The organism is Streptomyces sp. NPDC051364 (assembly GCF_040682115.1).
Taxonomy (GTDB): Bacteria; Actinomycetota; Actinomycetes; order Streptomycetales; family Streptomycetaceae; genus Streptomyces.
Genome location: NZ_JBFBAH010000005.1, coordinates 72,211 through 88,849, shown reverse-complemented (window position 1 = coordinate 88,849; position 16,639 = coordinate 72,211). Strand labels below are relative to the sequence as shown.

13 protein-coding genes and 1 riboswitch are annotated in these 16,639 nt (G+C 70.9%); of the genes, 11 read left to right on the top strand and 2 right to left on the bottom strand.

Translation table 11 applies throughout. The annotated features are described in order from the left end of the window. Positions 1-113: 113 nt before the first annotated feature. Both AB0M76_RS12455 and AB0M76_RS12450 read left to right on the top strand, forming a co-directional pair. A complete protein-coding gene (locus AB0M76_RS12455; RefSeq protein WP_266666379.1) occupies positions 114-740 on the top strand; it encodes a SurA N-terminal domain-containing protein in 627 nt (208 codons plus the stop codon). Between the two features lie 61 nt (positions 741-801). Then, on the top strand, positions 802-1,797 hold the full coding sequence (locus AB0M76_RS12450; RefSeq protein ID WP_365953179.1) for a nucleoside triphosphate pyrophosphohydrolase: 996 nt from the start codon (positions 802-804) through the stop codon (positions 1,795-1,797). Between the two features lie 20 nt (positions 1,798-1,817). Here AB0M76_RS12450 and AB0M76_RS12445 read toward each other — a convergent pair whose 3' ends face one another. Beyond that, on the bottom strand, positions 1,818-3,026 hold the full coding sequence (locus tag AB0M76_RS12445; RefSeq protein ID WP_365952844.1) for a globin domain-containing protein: 1,209 nt from the start codon (positions 3,024-3,026) through the stop codon (positions 1,818-1,820). 130 nt (positions 3,027-3,156) lie between these two features. On the opposite strand from AB0M76_RS12445, the gene AB0M76_RS12440 reads away from it, so the two are divergent. The 9 genes from AB0M76_RS12440 (at position 3,157) to AB0M76_RS12400 (ending at position 13,981) form a co-directional block, all read left to right on the top strand. Next, positions 3,157-4,431, top strand: a complete 1,275-nt coding sequence (locus tag AB0M76_RS12440; protein WP_365952843.1) for a cytochrome P450 — start codon at positions 3,157-3,159, stop codon at positions 4,429-4,431. A 102-nt stretch (positions 4,432-4,533) separates the two neighbouring features. Beyond that, positions 4,534-5,574, top strand: coding sequence for a transglycosylase family protein (locus AB0M76_RS12435; protein WP_365952842.1), 1,041 nt, complete (start codon positions 4,534-4,536; stop codon positions 5,572-5,574). 282 nt (positions 5,575-5,856) lie between these two features. Further along, positions 5,857-6,028: riboswitch (cyclic di-AMP (ydaO/yuaA leader) on the top strand. Between the two features lie 2 nt (positions 6,029-6,030). Then, positions 6,031-6,732 carry a transglycosylase family protein gene (locus AB0M76_RS12430; protein ID WP_365952841.1) on the top strand — a complete coding sequence of 234 codons (702 nt, stop codon included), beginning with the start codon at positions 6,031-6,033 and terminating at the stop codon, positions 6,730-6,732. Positions 6,733-7,062: 330 nt separating this feature from the next. Further along, complete coding sequence (gene eno / locus AB0M76_RS12425; protein ID WP_037793436.1) at positions 7,063-8,349, top strand: phosphopyruvate hydratase; 1,287 nt, start codon at positions 7,063-7,065, stop codon at positions 8,347-8,349. Between the two features lie 125 nt (positions 8,350-8,474). Further along, positions 8,475-8,963, top strand: a complete 489-nt coding sequence (locus AB0M76_RS12420; protein WP_365952839.1) for a septum formation initiator family protein — start codon at positions 8,475-8,477, stop codon at positions 8,961-8,963. A 73-nt stretch (positions 8,964-9,036) separates the two neighbouring features. Next, positions 9,037-9,594: a DUF501 domain-containing protein gene (locus AB0M76_RS12415; protein WP_365952838.1), complete on the top strand. Its 558-nt coding sequence runs from the start codon at positions 9,037-9,039 to the stop codon at positions 9,592-9,594. After that, entirely contained in the window at positions 9,591-10,532 is a 942-nt protein-coding gene (locus tag AB0M76_RS12410) for a Ppx/GppA phosphatase family protein (protein ID WP_365952837.1), read from the top strand. The genes AB0M76_RS12415 and AB0M76_RS12410 overlap by 4 nt, the downstream gene beginning before the upstream one ends. A gap of 447 nt (positions 10,533-10,979) precedes the next feature. Next, positions 10,980-12,365, top strand: a complete 1,386-nt coding sequence (locus AB0M76_RS12405) for an NAD(P)/FAD-dependent oxidoreductase (protein WP_266666397.1) — start codon at positions 10,980-10,982, stop codon at positions 12,363-12,365. Positions 12,366-12,586: 221 nt separating this feature from the next. Continuing rightward, complete coding sequence (locus tag AB0M76_RS12400) at positions 12,587-13,981, top strand: cyclopropane-fatty-acyl-phospholipid synthase family protein (protein ID WP_365952835.1); 1,395 nt, start codon at positions 12,587-12,589, stop codon at positions 13,979-13,981. A gap of 100 nt (positions 13,982-14,081) precedes the next feature. Here AB0M76_RS12400 and AB0M76_RS12395 read toward each other — a convergent pair whose 3' ends face one another. Beyond that, entirely contained in the window at positions 14,082-16,634 is a 2,553-nt protein-coding gene (locus AB0M76_RS12395; RefSeq protein ID WP_365952834.1) for an FtsX-like permease family protein, read from the bottom strand. Positions 16,635-16,639 lie beyond the last annotated feature (5 nt).

Here is a 16,639-nt window from a genome sequence, read left to right as displayed (position 1 = left end):
CACCCCGGGAATCGTTGGTCGAACCGGTGGCTCGGATCAGCTTGACTGCATACCATCGATCACCGCACGGCCCTTGTGCACCGACGCACAATCTCCCGGCCCTGGAGGCTCCTTTGCACCGTCGCACAGCGCTCTCCGTCTCCGCCGCCCTGCTCGCGGCGGCCCCCCTGCTGTCCGCCTGCTCGGGTCAGGCCCGCCCCGGCACCGCGGCCGTCGTCGGCGGCGAACGGATCACCACCTCCGCGCTCCAGGCCCAGGTGGGCGACGTCCGCGCGGCGCAGAACGAGTCCGGGCCGACCGCCGCGCAGCTCATCCAGGCCTCGCCCGGCCTGGAGCGCGTCAAGCTCAACAAGATGATCCAGACCGTCGTCCTGGAGCGCGCCGCGAAGGAGGCGGGCGTGAGCGTCGGCGAGAAGGAGGTCCAGGACTTCCGCAAGGCCCAGCTGGAGAAGGCCGGCGGCAGCGAGAAGCTCGCCGCGGCCGCCCTCGAGCAGGCCCAGCTGGCACCCGGCCAGCTCGACGCCGACGCCCGCTTCAAGCTGCTGCGCGACAAGCTCTTCGACCACTACGGCAGCCAGGACAAGGCGGTCGAGAAGCTCGCGTCCGCCGCGAAGGCGCTGCACATCGAGGTGAACCCGCGCTACGGCGTCTGGGACGCGCAGCAGATCGTGCTCGGCGACCAGGACACCCCATGGATCGTCCAGCGGACCCGGCCCGAGCAGGCCCCCGCCGGAGCCTGAGCCACCCGTCCGGAGGTAGGTTCGGAGGGTGAATGACCACGCCGCCGAACCCGCCCCCGCCGTGCCCGCCGCCGATCCTGCCGACGCGACCGCCGCCGGCCGGATCGTCCTGCTGACCGCCAGCCACCGGGTTGCCCCCGGCCTGCTGTCCTGGCCGGCCTGGCAGACCCTGCACGCCGCGGACCGGGTGCTGTGCGCCGACCCGGGCCACCCGCAGCTGCCGTACCTGCGCGAGGCGGGCGTCGAGGTCGCGCACGAGACCCCGGACGCGCACGCGCTGGTCGAGGCCTGCGCCGGCGGCCGCACGGTCGTGGTGATCCCGGGCGGCGAGGGCGACCAGCGGCTCACCGACGGACTGGCCCGGCTCGCCGGCTCCGGCCGCGTCGACATGCCCGACCTCGAGCTGCTGCCCGGCTCCTACGATCTGCCCGGCGCCCGCCTCCTCGACCTCGTTCAGGTGATGGACCGGGTCCGCCGGGAATGCCCCTGGACCTCGCGCCAGACCCACGAGGGACTGGTCAAGTACGCCACGGAGGAGGCGTACGAGCTGGTCGAGGCCATCGAGGACGGGGACCGGGAGGCGCTGCGCGAGGAGCTCGGCGACGTACTCCTCCAGGTCGTCTTCCACGCACGCATCGCCGAGGAGCATCCCGAGGAGCCGTTCTCCATCGACGACGTCGCCGGCAGCCTCGTCGAGAAGCTGATCCACCGGCACCCGCACGTCTTCGGGGACGCGGACGCGCAGACCCCGGAGGACGTCAGCGCGCACTGGCAGCGCACCAAGGCGGTCGAGAAGCAGCGGGAGTCGGTCACCGACGGGATCCCGCTGGGCCAGCCCGGTCTCGCGCTCGCGGCCAAGCTCGCCGGCCGGGTCCGCACGGGCGGCATGGCCGTGGAGCTGCCCCGCGGCGAGGGCATCGGGTACGAACTGCTGGAACTGGCGGCGCGCGCCGAGGCGGCGGGCGTCGACCCGGAGACCGCGCTGCGCGCCGCGGCCCGCGTCTACCGGGACGCGATCCGCGCCGCCGAGGGCATCGGCGAGGGCGTCGGCGAGTAGCCCGCGGCAGAAGACGGGCCCTACCGGGGCGCGCGCCCCGACGGGTTGTGCCAGTGCGGGGCGGGGCGGCTCAGGAACCACTCCCCGAAGCCGAGGGGCCGGCCGTTCGGGCCGTGGCCCGTGCCGGCGGCGGGTACGGAGTCGTGGAAGATCCGGCCGGGGAGGGCGCCGAGCTCCCGGAGCAGGTACGCGGTCTCGTCGATGAACGGCGGCGGGCCGCTGAGGTAGACGTCCTGGTCGGGCCAGAGCGCCCGGTGGCCGAGCGCGGTCGCGAGCCGCCCGGTGGCCTCGTTGCGGTGCTGCCCGGGGGCGGGCGTGATGTAGGTGACGCCGAGCCAGCCGAAGGCGGCGGCGTACTCGTCGATCAGCGGCCGGTCGTAGAGGTGGGCGGCGTCCCGCGCGACGACGAAGAGCCGTACGTCCTGGTCGGGGGGCTTCCCGGCGAGCTCCTCCAGCATGGCCCGGATCGGTGCCCAGCCGGTGCCCGCCGCGATGAAGCTGACCGGCCGGTCGGCGCGGCGGAAGGTCAGCCGCCCGCCGGCGGCGCCGAGCCGCAGCATCTCGCCGGGCCGGGCCCCGCGGACCAGGGTGGTGCTGAGCCGGCCGTGCTCGATGCGGCTGACGTGCAGGTCGAGGGTGCCGTCCGGCCGCGGGGCGTTCCCTATGGAGTAGGTGCGCCAGGTCGTCGGGACCCGCTCGCTGCTCACGCTCACGTACTGGCCGGGGAGATAGGGGAACGGGGCGTGCGGGCGCAGGGTCAGCACCCCTATGTCCTGCCCGTACTGGAGGTGGCGCACGATCTCGGCGTCCCACCACGGCGGGTCCTCGCTCGCGGCGGCTCCTTCCATCATGGCGTCGGCGACCACCTGGTACGCCTCGGACCAGGCCTTCTCCACGCCCGGGGTCCAGGCCTCGCCGGAGGTCCGGGCGAGCGCGGCGAGCAGGCTGGAGCCGACGGCCGCGTAGTGCTCGGGCCTGGCGAGGAACTTGCGGTGGTCGCGGCCGAGGTCGCGGAGATAGTCGTGGAGATAGGGGAGGAGGCCCTCGTCGTCCATGTGGGCGACCACGTGGGTCAGCGCGGCGAAGAGCCGGTCGCGCTGGCGTTCCATGTCCTCGGCGGAGGCCGGGAAGAGCTCACGGATCCCGGGGTTGTGCCAGAAGAGGTGGGAGTAGAAGTACTTGACCGCGTGCTCGGCCCTTCTCTCCACCACCGCGAAACTGCTCTTCAAGATCCTCGCATCCACAGAACCGAAAGTAGGAGGGCCGGGGAACCCGAGGTCAAGCGATGGCGGATCTACGGACAGCCGCGGCGAACGACCCATATGGGATGGCGGCCGGCCCGCGGGATACGGTCAGCGGGTGCACGAGCCGACCTCCGCAGCCCCCGCAGACAGCACTCCTCCCCAGGGTCCGACCCTGTTCGACTGGGAGTTCGCGACCGATCCGTACCCGGCGTACGCCTGGCTGCGCGAGCACTCCCCGGTGCACCGCACCAAGCTCCCCAGCGGGGTCGAGGCCTGGCTGGTCACCCGGTACGCCGACGCCCGCCAGGCCCTCGCGGACCAGCGGCTCAGCAAGAACCCGGCGCACCACGCGGAGCCGGCCCACGCCAAGGGCAAGACCGGGATCCCGGGGGAGCGCAAGGCGGAGCTGATGACGCATCTGCTCAACATCGACCCGCCGGACCACACCCGGCTGCGGCGGCTGGTGTCGAAGGCGTTCACCCCGCGCAGGGTGGCCGAGTTCACCCCGCGGGTGCAGGAGCTGACCGATCACCTCATCGACCGGTTCGTGAGCAAGGGGGAAGCGGATCTCATCCACGAGTTCGCCTTCCCGCTCCCCATCTACGCCATCTGCGAGATGCTCGGCGTACCGCGCGAGGACCAGGACGACTTCCGCGACTGGGCCGGGATGATGATCCGCCACGGCGGCGGCCCTCGCGGCGGGGTCGCCCGCTCCGTGAAGCAGATGCGGACCTATCTCGGTGAACTCATCCACCGTAAAAGGGATGATCTGGGCAATGACCTCATCTCCGACCTGATCCGCGCGAGCGACCACGGGGACCACCTGACGGAGGCCGAGGCCACGGCGATGGCCTTCATCCTCCTGTTCGCCGGTTTCGAAACCACAGTCAATTTGATCGGCAATGGGGTACATGCCCTCTTCATGAACCCGGATCAGCGCACCCGCCTCCAGGACTCCCTCGCCGCCGGCGAGAGCGGCCTGCTGGAGACCGGCATCGAGGAGCTGCTCCGCTACGACGGCCCCGTGGAGCTGGCCACCTGGCGCTTCGCCACCGAGTCGCTGACCCTCGGGGGTCGGGACATCGCAGCCGGCGATCCGGTGCTCGTCGTCCTCGCCGCGGCCGACCGGGACCCCGAGCGGTTCGCCGATCCGGACACCCTCGACCTCTCCCGCACCGACAACCAGCACCTCGGATACGGGCACGGCATCCACTACTGCCTGGGCGCTCCGCTCGCACGACTTGAGGGACAGACCGCGCTTGCGACTTTGCTGAAGCGTCTGCCGGATCTGGAACTCGCTGTTCCGTCCAACGAGCTTCGCTGGCGCGGGGGTCTGATCATGCGTGGCCTGCGCACTCTTCCCGTCAGGTTCACAGCTCGAAACATCTGAAGCGCCCCTGACCGTAAGTCAGCCCCCGTCAAGAGTTGTTACTGACGTGCTAAGACGGCTAGGTTCTGCCGTTACCCAGCCGTTATGCGAAAGGTGCAGCTCATGCGTTCCGGGAACGGCCGCCACAGACGCCCCCGCCAGGTACCCGCGATAGTCGTCACCGCCGGAGTCACCGGTTCCGCCTTGGCCCTGCCGCTGCTCGCCGCCACCGGCGCGAGCGCGGCGGACACCTCCACGTGGGACAAGGTCGCCGAGTGCGAGAGTGGCGGCTCCTGGAGCGCCAACTCCGGCAGCGGGTCGTACGGCGGACTTTCGTTCACGCAGGAGCAGTGGAACTCCTCGGGCGGCCTCGACTTCGCCGAGCGCCCCGACCTCGCCAGCCGCTCGCAGCAGATCGCCGTCGCCGAGCGGGTGCTGGGCACCCAGGGCCCCCAGGCGTGGGGGCAGTGCTCGGAGTCTGCCGGGCTGACCCGGCAGGCCCCCGCCGCGACCGTGGACCCGGGCCTGCCCGGCACGCTCGGCCCCGTCGCCCCGAGCCCCTCGCGCCCGGACCACTCGATCCCGAAGGGCGGCTCCGGAGCGAAGGCGCTGGACTTCGGCGCCCCGACCCCGGCTCCGGCCCCGGACTTCACGCTCCCGCCGGCGCCGCTCGCGCCGAACAGCGGACTGCCCGTCATGCCCGACCCGGACGTGCCGTCCACGTCGCCGACCGTCCCGGTGCTCCCCGGCGACCCGACCGCGCCCCCGGGTACCCCCACGGCCCCGACGACGCCCACCGCGCCGACGACCCCGGGGAGCCCGACCACGCCCGGGAACCCGGCGGACCCGACCGCTCCGGTCGTCCCGGCCGACCCCAGCGCCCACGCGGCCCCGGGTGCCCCGGGCGCCTCCACCGACCCGAGTGCCATCCCGGACACCTCCGGCAACGGCAAGCACCGTGGTACGCCCGCCCTCGAGCTGCCCGCCGCATCTGAGGGGGCGTCGGCGCCCTCGTACACGGTCCGGGCGGGCGACAGCCTGGCCACCATCGCGTCTGCCAAGGGCCTCAAGGGCGGCTGGAACGCGCTCTACCACGCCAACGAGCAGGTCATCGGCGAGGACGCAGACCTGATCAAGCCCGGCCAGAACCTGGATCTAAGCTAGGAATAGCGGCACTTCGGGCACCCGTAAAGAGCTGAATGTCCGTTATCTGCAAGTGAGACATGCGTCTCTTCCGGTCAACTGGCGTGTCCCGCCTGGAGCCTTCCGCAAACCCCGTCCTCACCTGCGCAAACGGCCGTAAAGGGAGCGCAAGTAGGGGCCGTTTCTCCCCGGTGTTCCTCGTTGAACATCGGGGAGAGACCTGCCTACCTTCTGAGTCGCCCGCCACCGCGGGCTCCTTCGACCGCATCGCCGAATCCTGCCGGCGGCCGGAGGGAACAGTCGTCGCGTAAAGCGCCGAAGGCAGGAGCGGGGGAACCAAGGTAGGCGCCGGGACCGGCCGTTGAGAGACGGTCACGGAAACGGCTAGGGGTTAAGTCGTGCGCCACGTCGCACGGCCGGGCACTCATCAGCCCGAACCCGACAGCTCACCTCGCAGGCGTCGGTGAGGAGAACTCCATGCTGCTTTCCGGCAAGGGCAAGCACCGCCGCGCCACGGCCATTCAGCGGACCACCCGCATCGTCACGCTCGCCGGCGTCGCCGGTGTCGCCGTCGCCGCCCCGCTCATGGCGGCCGGCTCGGCATCCGCCGCCACCGGCACCGAGTGGGACCGCGTAGCGCAGTGCGAGTCCGGCGGCAACTGGTCCATCAACACGGGCAACGGCTACTACGGCGGCCTGCAGTTCTCGTCCTCCACCTGGGCCGCGTACGGCGGCAAGGCGTACGCCGCGCAGGCCAACCAGGCCTCCAAGTCGCAGCAGATAGCCATAGCCGAGAAGGTCCTCAAGGGCCAGGGCAAGGGTGCGTGGCCGTCCTGCGGCGTCGGCCTCTCCAACTCCTCCTACACCGGCGGTGGTACGACCGACACCCCGAAGAAGACGGAGCAGAAGACCGAGACCAAGAAGACCCAGCCGAAGAAGACCGAGCCGAAGAAGGAGACGAAGCGCTCCGAGGCTCCGACGACCCGCTCCGAGCGCTCCGAGGCCCCGGCCCCGAAGACCGGCAACGGCTCGTACGAGGTCAAGCCCGGCGACACCCTGGGCACCATCGCCGAGGCCAACGGCGTCAAGGGCGGCTGGGAGAAGCTCTTCGAGCTCAACAAGGACATCGTCTCGGACGCCGACCTGATCTTCCCGGGTCAGAAGCTGAAGCTCAGCTGAACCCTGCCGTAACAACTGCGGCAGCGAGCACAACACGCAGCATCCCCGCCGCCCGGCGCGTCTCCCCCCACGCGCCGGGCGGCGGCGTTCGTCCGGCCCGAGCCCCTCCTGTTCCCCGCCCGGTCCCGTCCCGGTCCCGTCCCGGACCCCGGCCGGGACGCCGGTGGTCAAGAGTCCTATGTACCGGAAGGCGGGTATTCGGGCCCTTTTTCGTCCCAGGAGGCGGGCGGTCGGCTGGCCGAGTGCCCGGAGCCGGTTAGGCTCTAGTCGGCGGGGCCATCCCACGGCCTGACATGCCACCGCACACCCAGCGTCACATCCCAGAAGGAGATGCTCGTGCCGTCCATCGACGTCGTCGTAGCCCGGGAAATCCTGGACTCCCGAGGCAACCCCACGGTCGAGGTCGAGGTGGGCCTCGACGATGGCAGCACCGGCCGTGCTGCAGTTCCGTCCGGCGCCTCCACCGGTGCCTTCGAGGCCATCGAGCTCCGCGACGGTGACCCCAACCGTTACTTCGGCAAGGGTGTCGAGAAGGCCGTCCTCGCCGTCATCGAGCAGATCGGCCCGGAGCTCGTCGGCTACGACGCCACCGAGCAGCGTCTGATCGACCAGGCCATGTTCGACCTGGACGCCACCGACAACAAGGGCTCGCTCGGCGCCAACGCCATCCTCGGCGTGTCCCTCGCCGTCGCGCACGCCGCGTCCGAGGCCTCGGACCTCCCGCTCTTCCGCTACCTCGGCGGTCCGAACGCGCACCTGCTGCCCGTTCCGATGATGAACATCCTCAACGGTGGGTCGCACGCCGACTCCAACGTGGACATCCAGGAGTTCATGATCGCCCCGATCGGCGCGGAGTCCTTCTCCGAGGCGCTGCGCTGGGGTGCCGAGGTCTACCACACCCTCAAGAAGGTCCTGCACACCAAGGGCCTCTCCACCGGCCTGGGCGACGAGGGCGGCTTCGCCCCGAACCTGGAGTCCAACCGCGCCGCGCTCGACCTCATCGTCGAGGCCATCAAGCAGGCCGGCTACGTCCCCGGCAAGGACATCGCGCTCGCGCTCGACGTCGCCGCGTCCGAGTTCTACAAGGACGGCAAGTACGAGTTCGAGGGCCAGTCCCGCTCGGCCGCCGAGATGACCGAGTACTACGAGGAGCTCGTCTCCGCGTACCCGATGGTCTCCATCGAGGACCCGCTGTACGAGGACGACTGGGCCGGCTGGAAGACCCTCACCGACAAGCTGGGCACCAAGGTCCAGATCGTCGGCGACGACCTCTTCGTCACCAACCCGGAGCGCCTGGCCCGCGGTATCGAGGAGGGCTCCGCCAACGCCCTGCTCGTCAAGGTGAACCAGATCGGTTCGCTGACCGAGACCCTCGACGCCGTCGAGATGGCCCAGCGCAACGGCTTCAAGTGCATGATGTCGCACCGCTCCGGTGAGACCGAGGACGTCACCATCGCCGACCTCGCCGTCGCCGTGAACTGCGGTCAGATCAAGACCGGCGCCCCGGCCCGCTCGGACCGCGTCGCCAAGTACAACCAGCTGCTGCGCATCGAGGAGATCCTCGACGACGCCGCGGTGTACGCGGGCCGCTCCGCCTTCCCGCGCTTCAAGGGCTAAGGGCCAAGGGCCAAGGGCCAAGGGTTAACCACGCTCTTGCTTCCGTACGTCCCCGCACTCGGTCCCGTACCGTGTGCGGGGACGTATTGCGTAGTGCGTACCGCGTACAAGGGGAGGCGGGATCAATGGCCGGGAACCGGGATCGGTTCTCCACCTTCTCCACCGCGACCAGGCTCAAGCAGCTCGGCGAGCGGACCGCCGCCCACGTCTACCGCTCGCAGACGCGCCGTCAGGTCCGCCGCAGCCGGCTCACCGGCCGGGCCGCGCTCCTGGTGCTCGTCCTCTGTACGCTGGTCGTCGCCCTCGCGTATCCGATGCGCCAGTACGTCTCCCAGGGTTCGGAGATCGCGAAGCAGCAGCGGGCCGCCGAGGCCGCGAGCCGGCGCCTCGAACGCCTCCGCGACGAGAAGGCCCGCTGGCAGGACAACGCGTACGCGGAGCAGCAGGCGCGCAAGCACCTGCACTTCGTCCGCCCGGGCGAGATCAGCTACATCATGACCGACCCCGGGGCCGGGGCCGCCGAGCGGCACCGTTCCGGAACGGCCGGATCCGACCGGCCCTGGTACTCGAACGTCTGGGACGGCGTCGACAAGGCCGACCGCCCCGGCGAGTGACGAGCAACGGCACTCCGAGTACCGCACCCGAGCACCGCACCCATCCACGAGAACGAAGAGACTTCCTCCAGGCATGCAGACGCCCCCGCCCCAGACCGACCGGACCGAGCCGACCGACGCGGACATCGAGGCGTTCGAGCAGCAGCTCGGCCGCCCGCCGCGCGGGCTGCGCGCCATCGCCCACCGCTGCCCCTGCGGCCAGCCGGACGTGGTGGAGACCGCCCCGCGCCTCCCCGACGGCACGCCCTTCCCGACGCTGTACTACCTCACCTGCCCGCGCGCGGCCTCCGCGATCGGCACGCTCGAGGCGAACGGCGTGATGAAGGAGATGCAGGCCCGGCTCGCCGAGGACCCCGAGCTGGCCGCCGCCTACCAGGCCGCGCACGAGGACTACATCCGGCGCCGCGACGCCATCGAGGTGCTCCAGGGCTTCCCGAGCGCCGGCGGGATGCCGGACCGGGTGAAGTGCCTGCACGTGCTGGTCGGCCACTCGCTGGCCGCCGGGCCCGGGGTGAACCCGTTCGGCGACGAGGCGCTGGCGATGCTGCCGGAGTGGTGGGCCAAGGGCGCCTGCGTCACCCCGTGCGCGGAGAAGGCGGAGAAGGCGGAGCAGAAGGAGTCGGACGCGTGACCCGCGTCGCCGGAATCGACTGCGGTACGAACTCCATCCGCCTGCTCGTCGCGGACTGCGACCCGGAGACCGGCGAGCTGGTCGAGCTGGACCGGCGGATGACGATCGTCCGCCTCGGCCAGGGCGTCGACAAGACGGGCCGGCTGGCCCCGGAGGCGCTGGAGCGCACCTTCGCGGCCTGCCGCGAGTACGCGGCCGTCATCAAGGAGCTGGGTGCGGAGCGGCTGCGCTTCGTGGCGACCTCGGCCTCCCGCGACGCCGAGAACCGGGACGAGTTCGTCCAGGGGGTCCTCGGCATCCTGGGCGTCGAGCCCGAGGTGATCTCCGGTGACCAGGAGGCGGAGTTCTCCTTCATCGGCGCCACCAAGGAGCTGACGGGCACCACCCACATGGAGACGCCGTTCCTTGTGGTGGACATCGGCGGCGGTTCGACCGAGTTCGTGGTCGGCGAGGAGCACGTACGGGCGGCCCTTTCGGTCGACGTGGGCTGCGTCCGCATGACGGAGCGCCACCTGGTGGTGGACGGCGCGGTCACCGACCCGCCGACCGCACAGCAGATCGCCGCCATACGGGCCGACATCGAGGCGGCGCTGGACCTCGTGGAGCAGACGGTCCCGCTGTCCGAGGCGCGCACGCTGGTGGGCCTGGCCGGCTCGGTGACCACGGTCGCCGGGATCGCCCTCGGGCTGCCGGAGTACATCTCCTCGGCGATCCACCATTCCCGGATCTCGTACGAGCAGGTCCGCGAGATCACCGAGCGCATGCTGACGTCGGTGCACGCCGAACGCGCGGCGATCCCGGTCCTGCACCCGGGCCGGGTGGACGTCATCGGCGCGGGCACCCTGGTGCTGCTCGCGATCATGGAGCGCATCGGCGCCTCGGAAGTCGTGGTCTCGGAGCACGACATCCTCGACGGAATCGCCTGGTCCATCGCCTGACGGGTGGGTCGCGGGTGGCTTGTGCGGGGCTGGTGCGAGGGTCGCGGGGGGCCTGCCGGGGACCTCTGGGGGCCCTTACGGGGGCCTTAGGTCCCGCCCTCCACAGAAAGTTCGTGAAGTTCTTCACAAGGAAAAGGGGCCTGATGGGCTGCGGGAAGGTCTCTTTGGGGGGCTCCCGGGGCTCGCGGGCCTCTTTTTCGTGTGCGTTCGTGTGTTTCGAGGGCGCGGCCCGGCCTCGTCGGTAGGTATCCACCAACCCGGTGGTCTACTCCGCTTATGGGCCTGGAGGCCAGTTCAGGACGGGTGAACAACGACTCCCGTTACACCCTGGTTCCCGTTCGGCGCCATGACCTCCGTCACGTGGGCCGCGCAGTGTAACAGAGGCCTTCCGACACCTTGTGAAGGGGCTCACGAGCGACACCCCTTTGGGTGCTGGATACTCGTTCCATGAGCACCACGGAGCGTCCCAGGATCCTCGTTGTAGGAGGTGGGTACGTAGGCCTGTACGCGGCCAAGCGGATCATGAAGAAGATGCGCTATGGCGAGGCGACCGTCACGGTCGTCGACCCCCGGTCGTACATGACCTACCAGCCCTTCCTCCCCGAAGTGGCCGCAGGCAGCATCTCGCCTCGGCACGTCGTCGTCCCGCTGCGACGCGTGCTGCCCAAGGCAGAGGTTCTCACCGGCCGGGTCACCAGCATCGATCAGGACCGCAAGGTCGCCGTCGTCACGCCGCTGGTCGGCGAGGCGTACGAGCTGCCCTTCGACTACCTGGTGATCGCGCTCGGCGCCGTCTCCCGCACCTTCCCGATCCCCGGCCTCGCCGAACAGGGCATCGGTATGAAGGGCGTCGAAGAGGGCATCGGCCTGCGCAACCACGTCCTCGAGCAGCTCGACAAGGCCGAGTCCACGACGGACGAGAACGTCCGCCGCAAGGCCCTCACCTTCGTCTTCGTCGGCGGCGGCTTCGCCGGTGCCGAGACGATCGGCGAGGTCGAGGACATGGCCCGCGACGCCGCGAAGTACTACACCACCATCAAGCGCGAGGACATGCGCTTCATCCTGGTGGACGCGGCCGACAAGATCCTCCCCGAGGTCGGGCCCAAGCTCGGCACCTGGGGCAAGGAGCACCTCGAGTCGCGCGGCATCGAGATCTACCTCAACACCTCCATGGACTCCTGCGTGGACGGCCACGTGGTGCTGAAGAACGGCCTCGAGGTCGACTCCAACACCATCGTGTGGACCGCAGGCGTCAAGCCGAACCCGGCGCTGGCCCGCTACGGCCTGCCGCTCGGCCCGCGCGGCCACGTCGACACCGCCCCGACCCTCCAGGTCCAGGGCACCGACTACATCTGGGCCGCGGGCGACAACGCCCAGGTCCCGGACATGGCCGCCCGCAAGGCCGGCGTCGAGAACGCCTGGTGCCCGCCGAACGCCCAGCACGCGCTGCGCCAGGCCAAGGTCCTCGGCGACAACGTCATCTCGGGCATGCGGGGCTTCCCGCAGCACGAGTACGCCCACTCCAACAAGGGTGCAGTGGCGGGCCTCGGCCTCCACAAGGGCGTCGCGATGATCGTCATGGGCAAGATGAAGATCAAGCTCAAGGGCCGGCTCGCCTGGTACATGCACCGTGGCTACCACGGCATGGCCATGCCGACCTGGAACCGCAAGATCCGCGTCTTCGCCGACTGGACCCTCGCCATGTTCCTCAAGCGCGAGGTCGTCTCCCTCGGTGCGCTCGAGACCCCGCGCGAAGAGTTCTACGAGGCCGCCAAGCCGGCGCCGGCTCCGGCCGCCGCGGCAGCCCCCGCCGCGAAGGCCAAGGCCTCCTGACCCGGGCCTGACCGGCAACTCTCCAGCACGTCCCCGAAGGGGCTGCCCGCCATCCGTGGTGCGGGCGGCCCCTTCGGCGTTCCCGGCAGCCGCTGCGGCGGACCTTCCGGCGGCCCCCCCGGCGGTCCCTCCGGCGGTCCGCCCGATGGAGGGGGGTGTCCGATTGACGGGCCCCGGAAATGGGTAGGCCGTTCGGTCGGATCGTTCTGGAGGTGCCTACGATGACCGACGCCGCGCCGCGGCTGGCCACTCTTGCCGAGACACTGCTGGGCGCCCCCGTGCCCGTCCGGATTCGCGCCTGGGACGGCAGCGAGGCCGGACCGCCCACCGGCCCCACCCTGGTGCTGGCCAACCGGCGCGCCCTGCGGCGCGTCCTGTGGCGACCGGGTGAACTGGGCCTGGCCCGTGCCTGGGTCGCCGGCGACATCACCGTCGAGGGTGACCTGTTCGAACTGCTGGACCGGGTGGCCGGCCTGCTCTGGGAGCGGGATCCCGCCGCCGCCCCCGAGGGCCCGCCGGCGATCCGCCGCTCCGGGCTCGGCAAACTCGCCGCCCTGCGCCCGCACCTGCCCCACCTGCCCGAGCGGGCCGCGGCGGGCGCCGCCGGGACCGCCGCGCTGCTGCGCGACCCGGCCGCCCGGGCCGCCCTGCGCGACCTCGTCGCCCTGGCCCGGCCGTGGCCGGCGCCCGCGCCGCCGCCCGAGGAGGCGCCCCGCCGCGGCGGCCCGCTGCACACCAGGAGCCGCGACCGGAAGGCGATCAGCCACCACTACGACGTCGGCAACGAGTTCTACGAGCACGTCCTCGGCCCCTCGATGGTGTACTCCTGCGCCTATTGGAGCCCCGGCTCCACCCTGGAGGAGGCCCAGCGGGACAAGCTCGACCTGGTCTGCCGGAAGCTGGGCCTCGAGCCCGGCCTGCGGCTCCTCGACGTCGGCTGCGGCTGGGGCTCCATGGCGCTGCACGCGGCCCGGGAGTACGGGGTCCGCGTCACCGGCATCACCCTCTCGCGCGAGCAGGCCGTGTACGCCCGCAAGCGGGCCGCGGAGGAGGGTCTGGCCGACCGGGTCGACATCCGGATCCAGGACTACCGGGACGTCAAGGACGGCCCGTACGACGCCATTTCGTCCATCGGCATGGCCGAGCACGTCGGCGCCGACCGCTACCGCGAGTACGCCCGCACCCTGCACGCCCTGCTGGCCCCCGGCGGCCGGCTGCTGAACCACCAGATCGCGCGCCCGCCGGAGCCGGACGAAGAGGCGTACCGGGTCGACGAGTTCATCGACGCCTACGTCTTCCCCGACGGCGAGCTCTCCCCGCTGGGCACGACGGTGGGCGAGCTGGAGCGGGCCGGGTTCGAGGTCCGCGACGTGGAGGCGCTGCGCGAGCACTACGGGCTGACCCTGCGCGCCTGGGTGGCCCGGCTGGAGGAGCACTGGGGGGCGGCCGTACGGCTGACCTCGCCCGGGCGGGCCCGGGTCTGGCTGCTGTACATGGCGGCCTCGGCGCTGGGCTTCGAGCGCGGCCGGCTCGGCGTCAACCAGGTCCTCGCGGTGAAGCCCGCGGCGGCCGGCCGCTCGGACCTGCCGCTGCGGCTGCGCACCTGGGGCGCGTGACCCCGTTGGGCAGACCTGGTACGGCGGGCCCTCGTGCAAACGGGGGAAGGGCCCCGGGGCGTGCCCCGGGGCCCTTCCGTGTCCCTCGCCCTCGCGATGGTTACTCCGTCTTGATGGCGGTCAGCATGTTCAGCCGGGCGGCGCTGCGGGCCGGCCACATGGCGGCCAGGACGCCGACCACGGCGGCCAGCAGGAGGAAGATGCCGATCCGGTCCCACGGGAGGATCAGTTCGTAGTTCGGCATGGCCTTCGCCATCGTGGTGCCGACCGCCCAGGCGAGGAAGATGCCGATGCCGACGCCCAGGGTCGCTCCGAAGAGCGAGATCACGACGGCCTCCAGGCGGATCATGTTCTTGACCCGGCCCCGGTCGAGACCGATCGCCCGCAGCATGCCGATCTCCTGGGTCCGCTCGAAGACGGACATCGCCAGGGTGTTGACCACACCGAGCACCGAGATGATCAGCGCCATGCCGAGCAGGCCGTACATGACGTTCAGCATGGTGTTGATCATGCCGCCCATCTCGTTGCGCATGTCCTGCTGGGTGGCGACGGTGATGGCCGGGTTCTTGCCCAGGGCGTCGACGACCTTCTGCTGGCCGGCCTTGGACGCCCCGCCGTCGACGTTGACGTACACCTCGCGGACGTACTGTTCCTCGCTGTGCTCACTGAGGATCTTGTTGTCGATGACGTACGGGGAGAGCAGGCCCTCCATGTCCTTGTAGACCGCGCCGACCTTGAGGGTGCCCTCCTGGCCGTCGTCGTACTTCACTTTGAGCGTGGAGCCGACGGCGAGGTTCTGCTTCTTCGCGGTCTTCTCGGCGACCAGGATCTCGCCCTTGCCGAGGGAGTCCACCGAGCCGCTGACGGTCTCGATGTTCAGCAGCTGGCCGATGGCGGCCGGGTTGACACCGGAGGCCGACCGGAAGTCCTCGCCGACCTTGAAGAAGCCACCCGTCTGCGGGGAGACGGCCTTGATGCCGGGGGCCTTGGCCAGGGTCTCGGCCACCGACTTGTCGAGGCTGCCCATGTCGTCGGCCATGGAGACCTTGTAGTCCGCCTTGAGCTTTTCGGTGCTCATGCGGTCGACGACCTTGCCCACGGTGATGCCGAGCACCGACAGGGTGGTGACCAGGGTCAGGCCGATCGCCAGGGACGCGGCGGTGACGGCGGTGCGGCGCGGGTTGCGGACGGCATTCTGGGAGGCCAGCTTGCCGGGGATCCCGAACACCTTCTGCAGCAGCGGGCGGACGGCCCCGATGACCGGCTTGGAGAGCAGCGGCAGCAGCACGATCATGCCGATGAGCATGAAGAAGGCGCCCGCGCCGATGGTCATACGGCCGTCGTCGCCGCCCGTGGACACGCCGAGCATGACCAGGCCGACACCGAGGACGCTGATGACGGAACCGAGGACGTTGCGCAGGACCAGGGACTTCGCGGTGGCCGGCAGGTGGGCGCTGCCCATGGCGGCGACCGGGGCGATCCGGCCGGTGCGCCAGGCCGGCAGCACCGCGGCGATCGTCGTGACCAGGATGCCGATGACCAGGGCCGCGACGACGGTGCCCGGGGCGATCACGAGGTCACCGCCCGGGAGCTTGGCGCCGAAGGAGCCGATCAGGGAGCGCATGCCGACCGCCAGGCCGACGCCGCTGATCAGGCCGACGGCGGCCGACACGGCGCCGACGACCAGGGCCTCGGCGAGCACCGAGCGCATGACCTGGCCGCGGTTGGCGCCGACGGCGCGCAGCAGGGCCAGCTCCTTGGTGCGCTGGGTGACCAGCATGGTGAAGGTGTTGTAGATCAGGAAGATGCCGACGAAGAGCGAGATGCCGGCGAAGACGAGCAGCATGGTGCCCATCTGGCCCAGGCCCTTCTCGATCTCCTTGGCCTGCTCCTTGGCGAGCGCCGCACCCGTCTGCGCCTTGGTGTTCTTGCTGTCGACCAGTGGCTTGATATCGGCCAGCAGCTTGTCGGCGGAGGTGCCGTCCTTCGCGCCGACCGACATCTCCTGGAAGTAGCCGGGCTTGAGGTAGAGCTCCTGGGCGACCTTGGTGTCGAAGAGCACCAGGCTGCCGCCGGCCTGGACGGCGCCGTCCTCGGTGGTGAAGACACCGGCGAGGGAGTACTCCTTGACCGGGCCGTTGGTGGCGACGCGGACCTTGTCGCCGACCTTGTACTTGCCCTTGTCCGCGGTTGCCCTGTCGAGCGCGATCTCGTCGGCCTTGACCGGGCCGGCGCCCTGGGCGAAGGCGTAGCGCGGGTCCTTGCCGTCCTTGACGGGCGTGTAGTTGGCGCCCTGGTTGGACCAGCCGGAGCCGATCAGCTTGCCGTTCTCGTCGCCGACGCCGGCGAAGCCGGCGACGCGACCCGAGACGGAGCCGACGCCCGGGAGCGCCTTGACCTTGTCGAGGGTCTGCTGGCTGAGGCCGGGATCGCCCTCCTTCTCGCCTGCTTGGTTGCGGCCCTGGCCGTACGAGGTGACGGAGACGGCCACTCCCTCGTAGCTCTTGGCGGACTGGTTGGAGAGGGACTTCTTGAGGGTGTCGGTGAAGACGAGGGTGCCGGAGACGAAGGCGACGCCGAGGGTGACGGCGAGCACCGTCATCAGCAGCCGGGCCTTGTGCGCAAGGACGTTGCGCAGGGCGGTACGGAACATGGCGG

What these genes read in the sequence shown, in the direction of transcription:
- AB0M76_RS12415 (WP_365952838.1), top strand. Translation starts at nt 9,037, where the DNA reads ATGCAGACGCCCCCGCCCCAGACCGACCGGACCGAGCCGACCGACGCG.
- AB0M76_RS12405 (WP_266666397.1), top strand. Translation starts at nt 10,980, where the DNA reads ATGAGCACCACGGAGCGTCCCAGGATCCTCGTTGTAGGAGGTGGGTAC.
- AB0M76_RS12400 (WP_365952835.1), top strand. Translation starts at nt 12,587, where the DNA reads ATGACCGACGCCGCGCCGCGGCTGGCCACTCTTGCCGAGACACTGCTG.
- eno (WP_037793436.1), top strand. Translation starts at nt 7,063, where the DNA reads ATGCTCGTGCCGTCCATCGACGTCGTCGTAGCCCGGGAAATCCTGGAC.
- AB0M76_RS12435 (WP_365952842.1), top strand. Translation starts at nt 4,534, where the DNA reads ATGCGTTCCGGGAACGGCCGCCACAGACGCCCCCGCCAGGTACCCGCG.
- AB0M76_RS12430 (WP_365952841.1), top strand. Translation starts at nt 6,031, where the DNA reads ATGCTGCTTTCCGGCAAGGGCAAGCACCGCCGCGCCACGGCCATTCAG.
- AB0M76_RS12420 (WP_365952839.1), top strand. Translation starts at nt 8,475, where the DNA reads ATGGCCGGGAACCGGGATCGGTTCTCCACCTTCTCCACCGCGACCAGG.
- AB0M76_RS12395 (WP_365952834.1), bottom strand. Translation starts at nt 16,634, where the DNA reads ATGTTCCGTACCGCCCTGCGCAACGTCCTTGCGCACAAGGCCCGGCTG.